General features: G+C 71.9%; 15 protein-coding genes. 9 read left to right on the top strand and 6 right to left on the bottom strand.

Annotated elements, in window-relative coordinates:
* Positions 1-137 precede the first annotated feature (137 nt).
* Genes whiA through uvrC form a run of 4 tightly spaced genes read right to left on the bottom strand, consistent with a single transcriptional unit; the run spans position 138 to position 5,414 of the window.
* A complete protein-coding gene (gene whiA, locus QFZ75_RS29200) occupies positions 138-1,136 on the bottom strand; it encodes a DNA-binding protein WhiA (protein WP_307541604.1) in 999 nt (332 codons plus the stop codon).
* Positions 1,127-2,218, bottom strand: coding sequence for a uridine diphosphate-N-acetylglucosamine-binding protein YvcK (yvcK, locus tag QFZ75_RS29195; protein WP_307541603.1), 1,092 nt, complete (start codon positions 2,216-2,218; stop codon positions 1,127-1,129). The genes whiA and yvcK overlap by 10 nt, the downstream gene beginning before the upstream one ends.
* The gene (rapZ, locus tag QFZ75_RS29190; RefSeq protein WP_307541601.1) at positions 2,215-3,363 is read right to left on the bottom strand and encodes an RNase adapter RapZ; all 1,149 of its coding nucleotides are present in this window, start codon (positions 3,361-3,363) and stop codon (positions 2,215-2,217) included. The genes yvcK and rapZ overlap by 4 nt, the downstream gene beginning before the upstream one ends.
* Positions 3,360-5,414 carry an excinuclease ABC subunit UvrC gene (gene uvrC / locus QFZ75_RS29185; RefSeq protein ID WP_307541598.1) on the bottom strand — a complete coding sequence of 685 codons (2,055 nt, stop codon included), beginning with the start codon at positions 5,412-5,414 and terminating at the stop codon, positions 3,360-3,362. The genes rapZ and uvrC overlap by 4 nt, the downstream gene beginning before the upstream one ends.
* Before the next feature lie 441 nt (positions 5,415-5,855).
* Between uvrC and QFZ75_RS29180 the strand changes: the two genes are divergently transcribed.
* The 4 genes from QFZ75_RS29180 to QFZ75_RS29165 all read left to right on the top strand — a co-directional run bounded on the left by QFZ75_RS29180 (position 5,856) and on the right by QFZ75_RS29165 (position 9,516).
* Positions 5,856-6,047, top strand: a complete 192-nt coding sequence (locus tag QFZ75_RS29180; protein ID WP_307541596.1) for a hypothetical protein — start codon at positions 5,856-5,858, stop codon at positions 6,045-6,047.
* 446 nt (positions 6,048-6,493) lie between these two features.
* Positions 6,494-7,441, top strand: a complete 948-nt coding sequence (locus QFZ75_RS29175; protein ID WP_307541595.1) for a hypothetical protein — start codon at positions 6,494-6,496, stop codon at positions 7,439-7,441.
* A gap of 99 nt (positions 7,442-7,540) precedes the next feature.
* Positions 7,541-8,608 carry a LacI family DNA-binding transcriptional regulator gene (locus QFZ75_RS29170; protein ID WP_307541593.1) on the top strand — a complete coding sequence of 356 codons (1,068 nt, stop codon included), beginning with the start codon at positions 7,541-7,543 and terminating at the stop codon, positions 8,606-8,608.
* Positions 8,605-9,516, top strand: a complete 912-nt coding sequence (locus QFZ75_RS29165; protein ID WP_307541591.1) for a carbohydrate kinase — start codon at positions 8,605-8,607, stop codon at positions 9,514-9,516. Before QFZ75_RS29170 ends, QFZ75_RS29165 begins: the two co-directional genes overlap by 4 nt.
* A gap of 150 nt (positions 9,517-9,666) precedes the next feature.
* Here QFZ75_RS29165 and uvrA read toward each other — a convergent pair whose 3' ends face one another.
* Complete coding sequence (gene uvrA / locus QFZ75_RS29160; RefSeq protein ID WP_307541590.1) at positions 9,667-12,702, bottom strand: excinuclease ABC subunit UvrA; 3,036 nt, start codon at positions 12,700-12,702, stop codon at positions 9,667-9,669.
* 222 nt (positions 12,703-12,924) lie between these two features.
* Here uvrA and QFZ75_RS29155 point away from each other — a divergent pair, with 222 nt between their 5' ends.
* From QFZ75_RS29155 to QFZ75_RS29135, 5 genes are all read left to right on the top strand, one after another.
* Entirely contained in the window at positions 12,925-13,617 is a 693-nt protein-coding gene (locus QFZ75_RS29155; protein WP_307541589.1) for a maleylpyruvate isomerase family mycothiol-dependent enzyme, read from the top strand.
* A gap of 10 nt (positions 13,618-13,627) precedes the next feature.
* Positions 13,628-14,284, top strand: a complete 657-nt coding sequence (locus QFZ75_RS29150; RefSeq protein ID WP_307541587.1) for an MBL fold metallo-hydrolase — start codon at positions 13,628-13,630, stop codon at positions 14,282-14,284.
* A gap of 394 nt (positions 14,285-14,678) precedes the next feature.
* Positions 14,679-15,554 (top strand): ABC transporter substrate-binding protein, encoded by an 876-nt coding sequence (locus tag QFZ75_RS29145; protein ID WP_307541585.1) that lies wholly within the window; start codon positions 14,679-14,681, stop codon positions 15,552-15,554.
* A complete protein-coding gene (locus QFZ75_RS29140) occupies positions 15,551-16,423 on the top strand; it encodes an amino acid ABC transporter permease (RefSeq protein ID WP_307541584.1) in 873 nt (290 codons plus the stop codon). Before QFZ75_RS29145 ends, QFZ75_RS29140 begins: the two co-directional genes overlap by 4 nt.
* Positions 16,420-17,196 carry an amino acid ABC transporter ATP-binding protein gene (locus QFZ75_RS29135; protein WP_307541582.1) on the top strand — a complete coding sequence of 259 codons (777 nt, stop codon included), beginning with the start codon at positions 16,420-16,422 and terminating at the stop codon, positions 17,194-17,196. Before QFZ75_RS29140 ends, QFZ75_RS29135 begins: the two co-directional genes overlap by 4 nt.
* Before the next feature lie 71 nt (positions 17,197-17,267).
* Here the strand turns inward: QFZ75_RS29135 and aroQ are convergent, their stop codons facing one another.
* Positions 17,268-17,741 carry a type II 3-dehydroquinate dehydratase gene (gene aroQ / locus QFZ75_RS29130; RefSeq protein WP_307541580.1) on the bottom strand — a complete coding sequence of 158 codons (474 nt, stop codon included), beginning with the start codon at positions 17,739-17,741 and terminating at the stop codon, positions 17,268-17,270.
* Between the last annotated feature and the right edge of the window lie 111 nt (positions 17,742-17,852).

Here is a 17,852-nt window from a genome sequence, read left to right as displayed (position 1 = left end):
CCGGAACGACCGGCACCCGACCACCCGCGCAAAGCCCCACCCACCCCAGGGGCGCGGGGAACTGCGCAACCGGCCGAGGTCCACCCCCGCCCCCGCCCGGGGGCACCCCGATGGCACCCGGGACGGGACCGGTGGCGTCAGCCCACCAGGTTGTCGGCCATCTCGTCACTGAGGTCGCTGAGGTTGGACTCCGTCCCCGGAATCCCCAGATCCTGCGCCCGCTTGTCGGCCATCGCGAGAAGCCGCCGAATACGCCCCGCCACGGCATCCTTGGTCAACGGCGGATCGGCGAGCGCGCCCAGCTCCTCCAGCGAGGCCTGCTTGTGGTCCATCCGCAGCCGCCCCGCGGCGGCGAGGTGCTCCGGCACCTCGTCCGCGAGGATCTCCAGCGCCCGCTGCACCCGCGCCCCGGCGGCCACCGCGGCCCGGGCGGACCGGCGCAGGTTCGCGTCGTCGAAGTTGGCGAGCCGGTTCGCGGTGGCGCGGACCTCACGCCGCATCCGCCGCTCCTCCCACGCAAGCACCGACTCGTGCGCGCCGAGGCGGGTCAGCAGCGCCCCGATGGCATCCCCGTCACGCACCACGACCCGGTCCACCCCGCGCACCTCGCGCGCCTTCGCGGCGATCGACAGGCGACGGGCCGCGCCGACCAGCGCGAGCGCGGCCTCCGGACCCGGGCAGGTCACCTCCAACGAGGACGAGCGGCCCGGCTCGGTGAGCGAGCCGTGCGCCAGGAAGGCCCCACGCCACGCCGCCTCCGCATCGCAGGTGGCCCCCGAGACCACCTGCGGCGGCAGACCCCGGATCGGGCGGCCGCGGCCGTCCACCAGGCCGGTCTGGCGGGCCAGCTGGTCACCGCCGGCGACCACCCGGACGACGTAACGGGAGCCGCGGCGCAGACCGCCGGGCGCCATCACGATCAGTTCGGAACTGTGGCCGAAGATCTCGAGGATGTCCCGCTTCAGCCGTCGTGCCGCCATCGCGGTGTCCAGCTCCGCCTCGATCACGATCCGGCCGCTCACCAGGTGAAGGCCGCCCGCGAACCGCAGGATGGCGGATACCTCCGCCTTTCTGCAGCAGGTCCGGGTGACGGGAAGCCGGGAGATCTCGTCCTTCACCGCTGCCGTCATCGCCATGGGCCGATCCTTCCATGCATCCGAAAAATACGGTCGTACGCGGCGGCCAACAGCTCCGGATCGTGCCTCGGAGTCCCGTCGGTCCTGGCCACCGGCGCCAGCTCGACCGCCGCGCCGAACCGCTTGGCGGCGTCGGCGAGTATCTCGCGGTCGGGCACGGCGGCCTCGTCGGCCAACACCACGTCCAGGGCGAGTTTAGGGGCGTGTCGTCCCAAAACCTCCAAATGACGCTGCGGGGAGAAGCCTTCTGTTTCTCCGGGCTGCGGAGCGAGGTTCAGCGGGAGGATCCGGCGCGCCTTCGTCTCGGTGAGGGCGTCGAGCAGCTCGGGCACCAGCAGGTGCGGGATCACCGAGGAGAACCAGGAGCCCGGACCGAGGACCACCCAGTCGGCGTCGAGGACCGCGGCGACGGCCTCGGGCACGGCCGGCGGGTCGTGCGGCACGAGGTGCACGGACTGCACCTCGCCGGGCGTCAGGGCCACGGTCGCCTGCCCCCGGACGGTGTCGACCTCCTCGGGCCGCTCGGGGTCGTGTCCCCTGACCAGGGCCTGGAGCTCCAGGGGTACGGCGGACATGGGCAGCACCCTGCCGTGCGCGCCCAGCAGCCTGCCGACCAGGTCGAGGGCCTGGACGTGGTCGCCGAGCTGCTCCCACAGGGCGACGATCAGCAGGTTGCCGACCGCGTGCTCGTGCAGGTCGCCCTGGGACTGGAAGCGGTGCTGGATGACCCGCGCCCAGGTCTGGCCCCATTCGTCGTCACCGCACAGCGCGGCCAGGGCCTTGCGCAGGTCACCGGGCGGGAGCACGCCCAGCTCGTCGCGCAGCCGGCCGCTGGAGCCGCCGTCGTCGGCGACCGTGACGACCGCCGTGAGGTCGCCCGTGATGCGGCGCAGGGCGGCGAGCGAGGCGGACAGGCCCATGCCGCCGCCCAGCGCGACGACCTTGGGCTGGGCGCCGCGGCGGCGCGGCCTGGCGCCGCGGGCCTCGACGGGCCTGGCACCGCGGGCGTCGGCGGGCCTGCCGCCGCGCCCGTCGACGCCGGCCCGCCGCAGCCGGTCCAGCCGCAGGGAACGTCCCGTCATTCGCGGCCCATGTCCCGGTGGACGACGACCGTCTCCACTCCCTCGGACACCAGGCGCGCCGCGAGCTTCTCCGACATGGCGACGGAGCGGTGCTTGCCGCCGGTGCAGCCGACCGCGATGGTCACGTACCGCTTGCCCTCACGGCGGTAGCCGGTCTGGACGAGGCGCAGCAGTTCGGCGTACCGGTCGAGGAACTCCTTGGCGCCGGGCTGGTTGAAGACGTACGCCGCCACCTCCTCGTTGAGGCCGGTGTACTGGCGCAGCTCGGGGACCCAGTGCGGGTTGGGCAGGAACCGCATGTCCACGACCAGGTCGGCGTCGACCGGCAGGCCGTACTTGAAGCCGAAGGACATGACGGTGGCCCGCAGCTCGGGCTCCTCCTCGCCGGCGAACTGGGCGTCCATCTTGGCGCGCAGCTCGTGCACGTTCAGGCTGGAGGTGTCGATCACCAGGTCGGCGTCGCCGCGCAGCTCGCGCAGCAGTTCGCGCTCGGCGGCGATGCCGTCGACGATGCGGCCGTCGCCCTGGAGGGGGTGCGGTCGGCGCACGCCCTCGAAGCGGCGCACCAGGGCGTCGTCGGAGGACTCCAGGAAGACGATCCGCCGGGTGACCTGCTTGGTCTCCAGGTCGGCGAGGGACTCGCGGAGGTTGTCGAAGAAGCGGCGGCCGCGGACGTCGACGACGACCGCGATGCGTGCCACATTGCCCTGCGAGCGGGCGCCGAGCTCCACCATCGTGGGGATCAGCGCGGGCGGCAGGTTGTCGACGACGAACCAGCCCAGGTCCTCCAGACACTTGGCGGCGGTGGACCGGCCCGCGCCCGACATCCCGGAGATGATCACCAGCTCCGGAATGGCCGCCTCGGGGACGCCGGCCGTCTCGATGATCGTGCCCGTGTTCACTTCCGCTCCGTCTTCCGTCTTCGCCGGTCCGCCGGCCGCGTCGGCCTGCCCGACCGGGTCGGTCGCCCCGTCCGCCGCCGCCGTCTGCTGCTGCTGCTGCTGCTGCTGCGACCGATTCTCGCCTGCCTGCCTGTGCGGTGCCCCGGGTGCGGCTGTGCGCGCTCCCCCGGCCGCGGCCGCGGGCGGTCCCTCGGCGTCCGTCGTACGCCGTGCCGCCGGTTTTCCCTGCTCGTGCTCGGTCATCTCTCCTGCCCCCGTCGCTCGTCCGGGGCGCCCGCGGACACGGGCTCCCCTGCGACACCCGCAGTCGGTTCGGGCGCCGCGTCCTCCACGTGATCCTCGTCTTCCATGATCTCTCCGGTCGCGGTGTTCACGGCGGGAGCCGCCGGGGCGGCCTGGGCGAAGGCCACGGCGATCGCCTCGGCCGTCTTGCGGCCTATGCCGGGAACCTCACAGATCTGGTCGATCGTCGCGGATCGCAGCTTCTTCACCGAACCGAAGTGTTTGATCAACGTCTGCTTGCGCGCCTCGCCGAGGCCCGGCACGTCGTCGAGCGGGCTCGCCCGGAAACGCCGGGCGCGCTTGGCGCGCTGGTAGGTGATCGCGAAGCGGTGCGCCTCGTCGCGCACACGCTGAAGAAGATAGAGCCCTTCACTGGTACGTGGCAGTACCACCGGATCGTCCTCGCCGGGCAGCCAGACCTCTTCGAGGCGCTTGGCGAGACCGCAGACGGCGATGTCGTCGATGCCCAGCTCGTCCAGGGCCCGCCGGGCCGCCGCGACCTGGGGCCTGCCGCCGTCGACGACGACCAGCTGCGGCGGGTACGCGAAGCGCTTGGGACGCCCGTCCTCCTCGGTGAGGCTCGCCTCGCCGTCGGCCCACTCGCCGGTCCTCTCCTTGTCCCCCAGGTACCGCTTGAAGCGGCGGGTGATCACCTCGTGCATGGACCGGACGTCGTCCTGGCCCTCGAAGCCCTTGATCTGGAAGCGGCGGTACTCGCTCTTGCGCGCCAGTCCGTCCTCGAAGACGACCATCGACGCCACGACGTCGTCGCCCTGGAGGTGCGAGATGTCGTAGCACTCGACCCGCAGGGGGGCGCTGTCCAGACCGAGCGCCTCGGCGATCTCCTCCAGCGCGCGGGAGCGGGTCGTCAGGTCGGAGGCGCGCTTGGTCTTGTGCAGGCCGAGCGCGTGGAGCGCGTTGCGCTGGACCGTCTCCATGAGGGCCTTCTTGTCGCCGCGCTGCGGGATGCGGAGCGACACGTTCGACCCGCGGCGGGCGGTGAGCCACTCCTGGACGGGCTCCAGCGGCTCGGGCAGGGCCGGGACCAGTACCTCCTTCGGTACGGAGTCGCCGGTCTCCTCCCCGTACAGCTGCTGCAGCGCGTGCTCGACCAGGTCGCCCGTGGTGACCGCCTCGACCTTGTCGGTGACCCAGCCGCGCTGGCCGCGCACCCGGCCGCCGCGGACGTGGAAGATCTGCACGGCGGCCTCCAGCTCGTCCTCGGCGAGGGCGATCAGGTCGGCGTCCGTCGCGTCGGCCAGCACGACGGCGCTCTTCTCCATGGCCTTCTTGAGGGCCCCGATGTCGTCGCGCAGGCGCCCGGCGCGCTCGTACTCCATGTCCTCGGCGGCGTCCGCCATCTGCCGCTCCAGGCGGCGGATGTACGTCCCCGTGCGGCCGGCCATGAAGTCGCTGAACTCCTCGGCCAGCTCCCGGTGCTCCTCGGCCGAGACCCGGCCGACGCAGGGCGCGGAGCACTTGCCGATGTAGCCGAGCAGACAGGGGCGGCCCGTCCGCTCGGCGTTGCGGAACACGCCGGCGGAGCACGTGCGCACCGGGAAGACGCGCAGCAGGAGGTCCACGGTGTCGCGGATCGCCCACGCGTGCCCGTAGGGGCCGAAGTAGCGCACGCCCTTCTTCTTGTGGCCGCGCATCACCTGTACCCGCGGGAACTCCTCGTTCATGGTCACCGCGAGGTACGGGTAGCTCTTGTCGTCGCGGTACTTGACGTTGAACCGGGGGTCGTACTCCTTGATCCAGGAGTACTCCAGCTGGAGCGCCTCGACCTCGGTGGACACCACGGTCCACTCCACCGACGCGGCCGTGGTGACCATCGTGCGCGTACGCGGGTGCAGGTTGGAGAGGTCCTGGAAGTAGCTGGCCAGGCGCTGGCGCAGGATCTTCGCCTTCCCGACGTAGATCACCCGGCGGTGCTCGTCGCGGAATTTGTAGACCCCTGGCGAGTCGGGGATCTGTCCCGGCTTGGGGCGGTAGCTGGAGGGGTCGGCCATGTCTCCCACCCTACTGGCGGGGTGTGACAGCGCGGCGTCCCGCCGGTCCCGCGGCGCCGGCGTCCGGCTCCGTGGTTCCGCGGGAATCCCCAAGCGCTTTCCGAAGTGCTCGATGTTTTCTCCAGGACACCGCGGACGGGCTCCGTCCCTGTGCGGTGGGTCACTGAGGAAGACGGCGAATGCCGAGGTGGGAGCGGTTCTCGTCGCCCCGCCCGCGGTCCCCGGCCGGCCGGTGCCGCACGCCCGCGGGGCGCGTTTTCGCGGTCCGCGGCCGACGGCCCGCCGCCCGTCGACGGTTACGGCCTGCGGGAGATGGGCAATTCAGGTGGACCGGAACCCTTTCCGGGGGCTGGCCGTGACGACACGAAGACAATGCGGGGCAATGCTCGTACCAGTGCAGAAGCAGGTGGACCGGGCGCCCCGGACAAGGGTGTCGGGTCGATGACCGAAGGGCTGCGGAAGATGCGACAGACGCGGATCGAGAAGACACGACGGTCGGTCCGGGTCCGCCCGTACCAGGACGAGGAGCAGTACGGCGACGGCCTGCTGTCCGGCCTCGACCCCCGCGATCCGGACATCGTGCGGGCCAAGCGCCTGCGGTCCGAGGGCCGTGCGGGAGACGCCCGCCCCTGAACCGCCCGGCCGCCCCGCGCTTCGCGCACTGTGACGGCGGCCCGGAGCGTACGCGTGCCATCAGGTCCGGGCATCCGCCCGCGGACCCCGCCGCGTACGTTCCGGGCCGCCGTCTTTCGTGTCCGTCTCCCCTGTCCGTCTTTTTTCCTGTCCGCCCCGTGCGCCCCGTCCACCCCGTGCGCCCCGTCCACCCGGTCCGCACGGTCCGCACGGTCCGCCCGGATCCGCCGCCCGCCCCCGCCTCAAAGGCGACGCTCAGCGTCCGCACAGCGAAGTTGCGCCTCAGGTGTTGTCCGGGCCTGGTCAACAGGCTTCAATGCGGGATTACTTGGGCCGGGAACCACGGCACGCACAGGTGCCCATGTCCCGTACGCCGACCGGGCGGCCCCCACGAACAGCGCGAACGGCCCGACCAGCCGTTGTGAGCATCACAGAAAGGGCCCTGCATGCGGCACGGCACACAGCACGCGGACGTCGCCGCGGCGGAACTGGAGACGGCCCTGCGGGGCGGCCCCTTCCACGTCGCACTGCGCGCCGCGATCACCGCCCGTGGACTGCCGCTGCAGCGCGTACAGCACCATCTGACGCGGCACGGGGTCAAGGTGGGTGTGACGAGCCTCAGTTACTGGCAGCAGGGCGCCCGGCGTCCGCAGCGCGCCGAGTCCCTGCGGGCCGTGCGCGCCCTGGAGGAGATCCTGCAGCTGCCGGACGAGTCGCTGATCCGGCTCCTCACGACGGCCGACGAACAGACCGGCGCGGACCGCCCCGCGACCCGCTCGTACCGCTCCCTGGTCGAAGCCTCCGGAGCCCTGGAGAAGCTGCTCGCGGAGCTCGACTCCCCGCTCGACGGCGGGCTGCTCGTCCTCGGCCACCACGAACGGGTGCGCATCGGCGCCCGCCGCGAACTGCTCTCGCGCGACTCCCAGCACATCGTGCGCGCCCACAGCGACGGGATCGACCGCTACGTGGCCGTCCACCACGGGGACCCCGGCTGCGCGCCGGAGCACATGAGCGTGCACGCCCTGGAGAACTGCCGCACGGGACGCGTCCTGTGGCACCACGAAACGGGCGTGCTCGTGGCCGAGCTGCTCTTCGACACGCGGCTGCGCACGGGCGACACCTTCCTCTTCCGCTACGGCGTCGAGGACGGCACGGCCGGCGCGTCCAGTGAGTACGTCCGCGGGTTCGGCCTCTCCGGCGGGCAGTACGCCCTCGAGGTGCGGTTCGCCGAGGCGGCGCTGCCCGTGCGCTGCCACCGGTTCTCCCAGCACTCGGCGGCGGCGCCCCGCGGCGGCCGCCGGGAGCTGGCACTGAGCGGCCGCCACCGGTCGGTCCACATGGTGGAGCAGCGGGTCCGGTCGGGGATCGTGGGCATCGGGTGGGAGTGGGAGTGAATCGTCGGCGGCGGCCCGCGTAAACGCTTGCGCAAGCGTTTACGCGGGCCGCCGCATGGGGTACTTTCGCGGGCGGCGGACGCTTCCCGGGAGGACACCATGGCGACAATGGCCGACGTGGCCCGGCACGCGGGCGTCTCCGTGGCGACGGTCTCGCACGTGCTCAACGACACGCGCCCGGTGCGGCCGCACACGCGACAGGCCGTGCTCGACGCCGTCGACCTCCTCGCCTACACCCCGAACAGCCTGGCCAGGTCCCTGGTCACCGCACGCACCCGGTCCATCGGGCTCGCGGTGTCGGCGATCAGTAACCCCTACTTCACGGAGATCCTGCAGGGCGTGGAGGCGGGCGCCCTGGAGCAGGGGTACAGCCTGCTGATCGCGGATCCGCACGACGACCCGGCCCATGAGCACAAGGTGGTCCGGCTGCTGCACGAACGCCGGGTGGACGGCATGATCGTCGCGCCCTCCGCCGATCCGCAGGAGCTGCTCGGCTACCTCGGGCGGCACGGCGTACCGACGGTGTTCCTGGACCGGCTGGTCGACGGCGGCCCCGTGCCCGGTTTCGCGTTCGACCAGGTGTGCGCGCAGAACGCCGAACCGGTCACCCGCCTGGTCACGCACCTCGCCGAGCGGGGCCACCGCAGGATCGGCCTGGTCGCGGGTCTCCCCGGGCTCAGCACGACGAGCGAGCGGATCTCCGGATACCGGCACGGCCTGGCGTACGCGGGACTGCCCTACGACGAACGGCTCGTGGTCCCCGGCAACTCCGAGGCGGCGGGCGCCGAGCGGGCGACCGACGCCCTGCTGTCCCTCCCCGCGCCGCCGACGGCGCTCGTCACCGCCAACAACGCGATGACCATCGGGGCGCTGCGTGCCGTACGCGCGCGGGGTCTGTCCGTGCCCGCGGACCTGGCCCTGTGCTGCTTCGACGACTTCTCCTGGGCGGACCTCTTCTCGCCCCGGCTCACCGCGATCTCCCAGCCCAGCAGGGAGATCGGGGCCCGGGCCGTGCGGCTGCTGCTGGAACGGCTGGACTCCCCCGACCGGGCTGCCCGTACGGTCCGGCTGCCCTGCGCCTTCGTGCACCGCACCTCGTGCGGCTGTCCCGAAGAGCGCCCCGAAGACCGCCCCGAAAGCTGTCCCGAGAAAGGATCCGACTCGTGATCGTCGTCGCCGGTGAGGCTCTGATCGACCTGGTGCCCAGTGAGCCGGGCGCGCTCGCCGGGCTCGCCCCGCGCCGCGGTGGCGGTCCCTACAACACGGCGGTGGCGCTGGGCCGGCTCGGCTCCCGCACGGCCTTCTGCTCCCGGATCTCGCGGGACGCCTTCGGCGAGGCCCTGGTCGGCGGGCTGCGCGAGGCAAACGTCGACGTGGCGTCCGTGCAGCGGGGCGCCGAGCCCACGACCCTCGCCGTCGCCTCCGTCGCGGCGAACGGCTCGGCCGCCTACTCCTTCTACGTCGAGGGCACCGCGGACCGGCTGTTCTCGGCGCCCGGACGGCTGCCGGACGGGACCCGGGCCGTGTCCTTCGGCACCTGTTCGCTCGTCCTGGAGCCGGGCGCGAGCGCGTACGAGGAACTGCTGCGGAGCGCGTCCGCGCGGGGCGTGTTCACCGCGCTCGACCCGAACATCCGCGCGGTACTCATCCCCGACCCGGACGCCTACCGGGCCCGGTTCAAGGGCTGGCTGCCCTCGGTGTCACTGCTCAAGCTGTCCGAGGAGGACGCGCAGTGGCTGGGCGGCACCCCGCGCGAGTGGCTGGCCTGCGGCCCCTCGGCGGTCGTCGTCACACGGGGCGGCGACGGACTGACCGCCTTCACCCGGGAGGGGGACGAGTACTCCGTACCGGGTGAACCGGTCGACGTGGTGGACACGATCGGCGCGGGCGACACGGTGAACGCGGCGCTGCTGCACGGCCTCGCCGCCCGCGACGCGCTCTCCGCGACCGCGGTGGCGGGCCTCGGGGCCGACGGCTGGGGCGAACTGCTCCGGTTCGCCGCCCGGGCCGCGGCGGTCACCTGCTCCCGAGCGGGCGCGGAACCGCCGTACGCGCACGAGCTGCCCACCTTCTGAGCACCCCGGTAGCGCCCCCGAGGGGGCGCGGGGAACTGCGCGACCGGCCACGACGCACCCGCGGACGTACGACGGCCCGACACGACACGGTTCAGCAATGCGCCGCGCCCCACGGGAACTCCCGTGGGGCGCGGCGCATGACAGCGGGGCTCAGGCCTTGCGGGCCCGAGCCGTCTTCTTGGCCGGGGCCTTCTCGGCGGCAGTGCTGCCGGCGCCCTTGGCCGCGGCGGACTTGCCCGCCGTGGTCCTGGCCGTCGCCGTCTTCTTCGTCGTCGACCCGGCCGCCGCGACCTTCTTGGCGGTGGCCTTGCGCGCGGGCTTCGCCTGCGGGGCGTCGCTGACGCGCTCGGCGCCCAGGACCTCCCGCAGGAACTTGCCCGTGTGGCTGGCCGGCACCCCGGCGACCTCCTCGGGCGTGCCCTCGGCGATGACGATGCCGCCGCCGGCGCCGCCCTCGGGACCCATGTCGATGACCCAGTCGGCGGTCTTGATGACATCGAGGTTGTGCTCGATGACGACGACCGTGTTGCCCTTCTCGACCAGACCGGACAGCACGACGAGCAGCTTGCTGATGTCCTCGAAGTGCAGGCCGGTGGTCGGCTCGTCGAGGACGTACACCGTGCGTCCGGTGGAGCGCTTCTGCAGTTCGCTGGCGAGCTTCACCCGCTGCGCCTCGCCGCCGGACAGGGTCGTCGCGGATTGGCCGAGCCGGACGTAGCCGAGGCCGACGTCGTTGAGCGTCCTGAGGTGGCGGGAGATCGCCGGGACCGCCTCGAAGAAGTTCATGGCTTCCTCGATGGGCATGTTCAGGACGTCGGCGATGGACTTGCCCTTGTAGTGGACGTCCAGGGTCTCGCGGTTGTAGCGGGCGCCGTGGCAGACCTCGCACGGGACGTAGACGTCCGGCAGGAAGTTCATCTCGATCTTGATCGTGCCGTCGCCCGCGCAGTTCTCGCAGCGGCCGCCCTTGACGTTGAAGGAGAAGCGGCCGGGCAGGTAGCCGCGGACCTTCGCCTCGGTGGTCTCGGCGAACAGCTTGCGGACGTGGTCGAAGACGCCGGTGTACGTCGCCGGGTTCGACCGGGGGGTGCGGCCGATGGGCGACTGGTCGACGTGCACGACCTTGTCGACCAGGTCGTCGCCGTCCACCCGCGTGTGGCGGCCGGGGACGCTCCTGGCGCCGTTCAGCTCGCGGGCCAGGTGCGTGTACAGGATGTCGTTGACCAGCGTGGACTTGCCGGAGCCGGAGACACCCGTGACGGCCGTGAGGATGCCGAGCGGGAACGACACGTCGATGTCCCGGAGGTTGTTCTCGCGGGCTCCGTGCACCGTGAGCTGCCGGGACAGGTCGCGCGGGCGCCGGACCTCGGGCAGCGGGATGGCCTTCCTGCCGGACAGGTACAGGCCGGTCTGCGACTCGTCGTTGGCGAGCAGCTCCTTCAGGGAGCCGCTGTGCACGACATGGCCGCCGTGCTCGCCCGCGCCGGGGCCGATGTCGACGATCCAGTCGGCGACCTTGATGGTGTCCTCGTCGTGCTCGACGACGATGAGCGTGTTGCCCATGTCGCGCAGCCGGACCAGGGTCTCGATGAGGCGGTGGTTGTCCCGCTGGTGCAGACCGATGGAGGGCTCGTCGAGGACGTACAGGACGCCCACGAGGCCGGAGCCGATCTGGGTGGCCAGCCGGATGCGCTGGGCCTCGCCGCCGGAGAGCGTGCCCGCCGCGCGGTTCAGCGACAGGTAGTCGAGGCCGACGTCGACCAGGAAGCGCAGCCGTTCGTTGACCTCCTTCAGAACGCGCTCGGCGATCTTCTTGTCGCGGGCGTCGAGCGTCAGCTCGCCCAGGAAGTCCGCGCAGTCGCTGATGGACATGGCGGCGACCTCGGCGATGGACTTCCCCATGACCGTGACCGCGAGGACGACCGGCTTGAGGCGCGTGCCCTCACAGGTGGGGCAGGGCACCTCGCGCATGTAGCCCTCGAAGCGCTCCCGGCTGGTGTCGCTCTCGGCCTCGCTGTGCCGGCGCTTCACGAAGGGGACGGCGCCCTCGAAGGGCGTGGTGTACACGCGCTCCCTGCCGTACCGGTTGCGGTAGCGGACCTCGATCTGCGTCTTGTGCCCGTGCAGGAGGGCCTTCTTGGCGCGCTGCGGGAGACCGGCGAAGGGGATGTCGGTCCGGAAGCCCAGCGCGTCCGCGAGGGCTTTGATCAGGCGTCCGAAGTACTCCTTGCTGTGCCCGTGCGACCAGGGGTGTATGGCGCCCTCGTCCAGGGACTTGTCCTCGTCCGGGACGATCAGCTCGGGGTCGACCTCCATGCGCGTGCCGATGCCGGAACACTCCGGACAGGCGCCGAAGGGCGAGTTGAAGGAGAAGGAGCGCGGCTCCAGCTCCTCGAAGGACAGGTCGTCGTACGCGCAGTACAGGTGCTCCGAGTACATGCGCTCGCGCTCGGGGTCGTCGGCCGGGAGGTCGACGAAGTCGAGCACGACCATGCCGCCGGAGAGGCCGAGCGCGGTCTCCACGGAGTCGGTCAGGCGGCGCTTGGCGCCCTCCTTGACCGTGAGGCGGTCGATGACCACCTCGATGGTGTGCTTCTCCTGCTTCTTGAGCGTGGGCGGCTCGGTGAGCTGGATCGTCTCGCCGTCGACGCGGGCCCTGCTGTACCCCTTGGTCTGGAGGTCGGCGAAGAGGTCGACGAACTCGCCCTTGCGCTCGCGCACGAGCGGCGAGAGCACCTGGAAGCGGCTGCCCTGCGGCAGTTCCAGGACCTTGTCGACGATGGCCTGCGGCGACTGGCGCGAGATGGGCCGGCCGCACTGGGGGCAGTGCGGCTTGCCGATGCGCGCGAAGAGCAGACGCAGGTAGTCGTAGACCTCGGTGATGGTGCCGACCGTCGAGCGCGGGTTGCGCGAGGTCGACTTCTGGTCGATGGAGACCGCCGGGGAGAGGCCCTCGATGAAGTCGACGTCCGGCTTGTCCATCTGGCCGAGGAACTGCCGGGCGTACGAGGACAGGGACTCCACGTAGCGCCGCTGCCCCTCGGCGAAGATGGTGTCGAAGGCCAGCGAGGACTTGCCCGACCCCGACAGGCCCGTGAAGACGATGAGCGAGTCGCGCGGAAGGTCGAGCGAGACATTCTTCAGGTTGTGCTCGCGGGCTCCACGGACGATGAGACGGTCGGCCACGCCGGTCCGCACCTTTCTAGAGAGAAATGACAGGGGCAGAGCCCCGTCTTTTCCAGACTAGGGGGAGCCACTGACAACGCCGGTTCGGTTCGCCTCGACGGGAACAATCCCCGGCTTCCAAGAATGCCCGGCACCGCTCCCGACCCTATAGCACGCATATTCGATTAGCGGACGTCGTCCACCACCTTCACCCGAACGTGTGGCGCGGCTATCGTCGGACACATGAACGATCATGTGCGCGACCTGGCGTCTGTACGTGACGCGACCGAACGGCTGCTCAGCGCAGCCGCCCGGCTGGACAACGCCGGTGTGACCGAACCGTCACGGCTGCCCGGCTGGAGCCGTGGTCATGTCCTGGCCCACCTCGCCCGCAACGCGGACGCGCTCGTGAACGTCCTGGAGGGCCGGCCGATGTACGTCTCCGCGGGCGCCCGGGACGCCGACATCGAGCGGGACGCCCCCAGGCCCTTGGAGACACACCTCGCCGACCTGCGCGACAGCGCGGCCCGCTTCCAGGCGGCCGGCGCCGGGCCCGCCGACTGGTCCCGCACGGTCGAGCTGCGCAACGGGGTCACCGACGCGGCGTCCCAGGTGCCGTTCCGGCGCTGGGGCGAGGTCGAGCTGCACCACGTGGACCTGGGCGTCGGGTACGAGCTGGAGGACCTGCCGGACGAGTTCACGCAACGGGAGACCGCCTTCCTCGCGGACCGTTTCGCCGGGCACCCCGAGGTGCCGTCCACGCGCCTCACGGACGGCACGCGCGCGTGGAGCACCGGACGCGGCGGCTCCGGGGAGGACGCCGAGGTCACCGTGACCGGTCCCGCGCCCGCCCTGCTCGGCTGGCTGGCCGGACGCCGGGACGGGGCCGCTCTGCTCGTCGAGGGCGGACCGCTTCCCGCACTGCCCCCGCTATAGGCTGAGCACCATGACGTACAGCGGAGCGGTGAGGGTCGGCGGCCCTGCGGACGTGCACGAGCTGCGCGACCTGATGATCTCCAAGGTCTCGGTCGGGCCGATGGACAACAACGCCTATCTGCTGCGGTGCCGGGCCACGGACGAGCAGTTGCTGATCGACGCCGCCAACGACGCCGGCACCCTGCTCACCCTGATCGGTGCCGACGGCATCGCGTCCGTGGTGACCACGCACCGGCACGGCGACCACTGGCAGGCCCTCGCGGAGGTGGTGGCGGCCACGGGCGCGCGTACGTACGCGGGGCGCGACGACGCGGACGGCATCCCCGTACCGACGGACGTACCGGTCGGGGACGGCGACACCGTCCGGGTCGGGCACGTGGAGCTGACCGCGCGCCATCTGGTGGGCCACACGCCCGGCTCGATCGCCCTGGTCTACGACGACCCGCACGGCCACCCCCATGTGTTCACGGGTGACTGCCTCTTCCCGGGCGGCGTGGGCAACACCCGCAAGGACCCTGTGGCGTTCGCCAGTCTGATCCACGACGTCGAGACGAAGATCTTCGGCACGCTGCCGGACGAGACCTGGGTCTACCCCGGCCACGGCAACGACACGACACTCGGCACGGAGCGCCCCCACCTTTCACAGTGGCGCGCAAGGGGCTGGTGAACGACCCGCGCCCCGGGCACCCCGAAGGGGCGCGGGGAACCGCGCGCCCCGTGTGAACGGAGCGCTCACAACAGCGCCCCGCGCGCGCTCCCCACGCCCCGGGTACACGCTGTCAACTGGCAGCAACCCGCACAGGATGACGGCTCCTGCGCGGACGGGCCGCCGGCCACCCGATCCCCGCCCTCGGCCGGCGGCCCCGCCCGGCAGCGGTGGCCGACGTCCGGCGGCCACCGCCCCGGGCGCCGCGTCCCCGCGGCCCGGTCCGGCCGGTGGCGGACGCCCGGAACACCTCCGGAACACGCCTGTTCACACCGTCGCAACACCCGTTCCCACGATGCGGACAGTTCCCGCCCTGACCTCGACAGCCGGGCCCGCGCACTGTCACTCTCCCGCCATGCATCCTGCTCGAAGCACCCTGCGCGGGGCTGTGTCCACCGCCACCGTCACTCTGCTCGCCCTCGCCGTCGGCTGCAGCCCGCAGCCGGAGGAGAAGGCAGCCGGCACGTCCTCCCCCGCGTCGTGCGCCAAGGGCGAACTGGCCACCGAGACCGCCGGCAAACTGACGGTCGCGACGGACGAGCCCGCGTACGAGCCGTGGTTCAAGGACGGCAGGCCCGCCTCCGGTGAAGGCTTCGAGTCGGCCGTCGCGTACGCCGTGGCGAAGCAGCTCGGTTACGACAAGGGCGACGTCGTCTGGCGGACCGTGCCCTTCAACAAGGCGTTCGCGCCCGGCGAGAAGACCTTCGACCTCGACATCAACCAGGTGTCGATCAGCGACGAACGCAGGAAGGCCGTCGACTTCTCGTCCGGCTACTACGACGTGCGCCAGGCCGTCGTCGCGCTGAAGGGCTCCGGGGCCGCCCGGGCGAAGAGCATCGCCGACCTCAAGGACGTCAAGCTGGGCGCCCAGGTCGGCACCACCAGCCTGAACTACATCGACGACGTGGTGAAGCCGGCCGAGGAGCCGGCCGCGTACGCGAAGAACGACCAGGCCAAGTCCGCGCTCAGGAACGGCCAGGTGGACGCCATCGTCGTCGACCTGCCGACCGCCTTCTACATCACCGCGGCCGAGGTCACGGACGCGCGGATCGTCGGGCAGTTCGAGAACCGGGGCGGCGCCCCGGAGCAGTTCGGGCTCGTGCTGGACAAGGGCAGCGCGCTCACGTCGTGCGTGACGGACGCGGTGGACGCCCTGCGCGAGGACGGCTCCCTCGCCGCCATCGAGAAGCAGTGGCTGTCCGACGCGGTCGACGCGCCGGTACTCAAGTGACGGTCGGGAAGGAGGCGCCCGACACGTACGTCCCGTCGCGGCGGCGGATCGAGCGGGAGCGCCACAAGCGCTCCCGTGCCCGGCGCGCGACGGCGATCGCCGCGCTCTCCACCCTGGTGACCGCCGTCGTCCTCTACCTCGTCGTCGTCGGCGCGCCCGGCTGGCCGCGCACCAAGGAGACGTTCTTCGACGCGCGGTACGCGCGCGAGGCGTTGCCCAAGGTCCTCGAAGGCCTGTGGCTCAACGTCCGGCTGCTGCTGGTGTGCGGCGTGGCGGTCCTCGTCCTCGGCATGCTGATCGCCGTCGCCCGCACCCTGCGCGGCCCGGTGTTCTTCCCCCTGCGGGCACTGGCCGCCGCCTACACCGACTTCTTCCGCGGCCTCCCGCTGATCATCAACCTCATGATCGTGGTGCTGGGCGTGCCGGCGCTGCGGCTGCAGGGCATCACGGTCGATCCGGTGCTGCTGGGCGGCACGGCACTCACGCTGACGTACTCGGCGTACGTCGCCGAGGTGTTCCGCGCCGGCATCGAGTCGGTCCATCCCTCCCAGCGGGCCGCGGCGCGCTCGCTCGGGCTGAGCAACCGTCAGGCGCTGCGGTACGTGGTCCTCCCGCAGGCCGTACGCCGGCAGGTGCCGCCGCTCCTCAACGATCTGGTGTCCCTGCAGAAGGACACCGGGCTCGTCTCGATCGGCGGCGCGGTCGACGCCGTACGCGCCGCGGACATCGTCGTGGGCCGCAGTCTCAACTACACGCCGTACATCGTCGCGGGACTGGTCTTCGTCGCGCTGACCATTCCGATGACCCGGTTCACGGACTGGGTCACGGCGCGGATGGACCGCCGTCAGGCACAAGGAGGGGTCATATGAGCGGGGCCACGGGCACGGACTCCACCGCGGGGCCCGTGCTGCGCATGGAGGCCGTCCGCAAGACCTTCGGCAGTTCGCTCGTCCTGCGCGACGTCGATCTGGAGGTCGCTCCGCACACGGTGACGGCGCTGATCGGGGCGTCGGGCTCCGGCAAGTCGACGCTGCTGCGCTGCGCGAACCTCCTGGAGGAGATCGACGACGGCGCCATCTGGCTGGACGGCGAGGAGATCACCGACCCCCGGACCGACCAGGACGCGGTGCGCCGCCGCATCGGCGTGGTCTTCCAGGCGTACAACCTCTTCCCCCACATGACCGTCCTGGAGAACGTCACGCTGGCCCCGCGGCGTGTGCACGGCGTGGACCGCGCGGAGGCACGGGCGCACGCCCGTGAGCTGCTCGACCGGCTCGGGCTCGGCGCCAAGGCCGACGAGTATCCCGACCGGCTGAGCGGTGGCCAGCAGCAGCGGGCCGCGATCGTCCGCGCCCTGGCCGTACGCCCCCGGCTGCTGCTTCTCGACGAGGTCACCGCCGCGCTCGACCCGGAACTCGTGGGGGAAGTCCTCAACGTCGTGCGGGACTTGAAGGACGACGGCATGACCATGGTGCTGGCCACGCACGAGATGGGGTTCGCCCGCGATGTCGCGGACCAGGTCTGCTTCCTCGACGGCGGGGTGGTGCTGGAGCGCGGCACCGCCGAGGAGGTGTTCGGCGAGCCGCGGGAGGAGCGCACGCGGCGCTTCCTGCGGCGGGTCGTGGAGGCGGGACGGCTCTGAACGGTCATGCGTCGATGGTGGCACCCGCCACTGACACCGCCCCGCCCCTCGCCACCGCTCGCCCGCGGCGCTCAGGCCTGCGCCCGCCCCGTCCCCGCCAGCGCCGCGACCCGCTCCACCCCGAACACGTACCCCTGCACGCCGCAGCCCGCGATGACGCCGTCGGCGCGCAGGGAGACGTACGAGTGGTGCCGGAACTCCTCCCGCTGGTGGATGTTGGAGATGTGGACCTCCAGCACGGGCAGTCCGTCGCAGGTGTTGAGCGCGTCCAGGATCGCCACCGAGGTGTGCGAGTAGGCGCCCGGGTTGATCACGATGCCGCAGTGGTCGAGGCGGGCCTCGTGGATCCAGTCGACCAGCTCGCCCTCGTGGTTGGACTGCCGGAAGTCGACCGTCCCGCCGTGCGCGGCCGCCGCCTCGGCGCACAGCGCCTCGACGTCGGCGAGCGTGTCGGAGCCGTAGATCTCCGGCTGCCGCTGGCCCAGGAGGTTCAGGTTGGGCCCGTTGAGGATCATGACGGGGGCGCTGGCGAGGGTGCGGGGCACGGTTCCTCCGGTCCGATGAGTGGCTCGGCCCGTCCAGGACCGCTGCTGGGACCCGGTCTATCACGGTGCGCGTGCACCGGGGCGGCCCGCCAGGACCGGACGTCTCCCGGA

The sequence above is a fragment of the Streptomyces sp. V3I8 genome (assembly GCF_030817535.1).
Classification (GTDB): Bacteria; Actinomycetota; Actinomycetes; order Streptomycetales; family Streptomycetaceae; genus Streptomyces.
Note: the sequence above shows the minus strand (reverse complement) of the source record. Positions and strands in the feature narration are given on the sequence as shown.

Bases quoted from the DNA above. Each gene is read 5' to 3' on its own strand.
- QFZ75_RS29150 (WP_307541587.1), top strand. From the start codon at position 13,628: ATGACGTACAGCGGAGCGGTGAGGGTCGGCGGCCCTGCGGACGTGCAC.
- QFZ75_RS29145 (WP_307541585.1), top strand. From the start codon at position 14,679: ATGCATCCTGCTCGAAGCACCCTGCGCGGGGCTGTGTCCACCGCCACC.
- QFZ75_RS29135 (WP_307541582.1), top strand. From the start codon at position 16,420: ATGAGCGGGGCCACGGGCACGGACTCCACCGCGGGGCCCGTGCTGCGC.
- QFZ75_RS29170 (WP_307541593.1), top strand. From the start codon at position 7,541: ATGGCGACAATGGCCGACGTGGCCCGGCACGCGGGCGTCTCCGTGGCG.
- QFZ75_RS29155 (WP_307541589.1), top strand. From the start codon at position 12,925: ATGAACGATCATGTGCGCGACCTGGCGTCTGTACGTGACGCGACCGAA.
- uvrC (WP_307541598.1), bottom strand. From the start codon at position 5,414: ATGGCCGACCCCTCCAGCTACCGCCCCAAGCCGGGACAGATCCCCGAC.
- QFZ75_RS29175 (WP_307541595.1), top strand. From the start codon at position 6,494: ATGCGGCACGGCACACAGCACGCGGACGTCGCCGCGGCGGAACTGGAG.
- yvcK (WP_307541603.1), bottom strand. From the start codon at position 2,218: ATGACGGGACGTTCCCTGCGGCTGGACCGGCTGCGGCGGGCCGGCGTC.
- rapZ (WP_307541601.1), bottom strand. From the start codon at position 3,363: ATGACCGAGCACGAGCAGGGAAAACCGGCGGCACGGCGTACGACGGAC.
- QFZ75_RS29180 (WP_307541596.1), top strand. From the start codon at position 5,856: ATGACCGAAGGGCTGCGGAAGATGCGACAGACGCGGATCGAGAAGACA.
- whiA (WP_307541604.1), bottom strand. From the start codon at position 1,136: ATGGCGATGACGGCAGCGGTGAAGGACGAGATCTCCCGGCTTCCCGTC.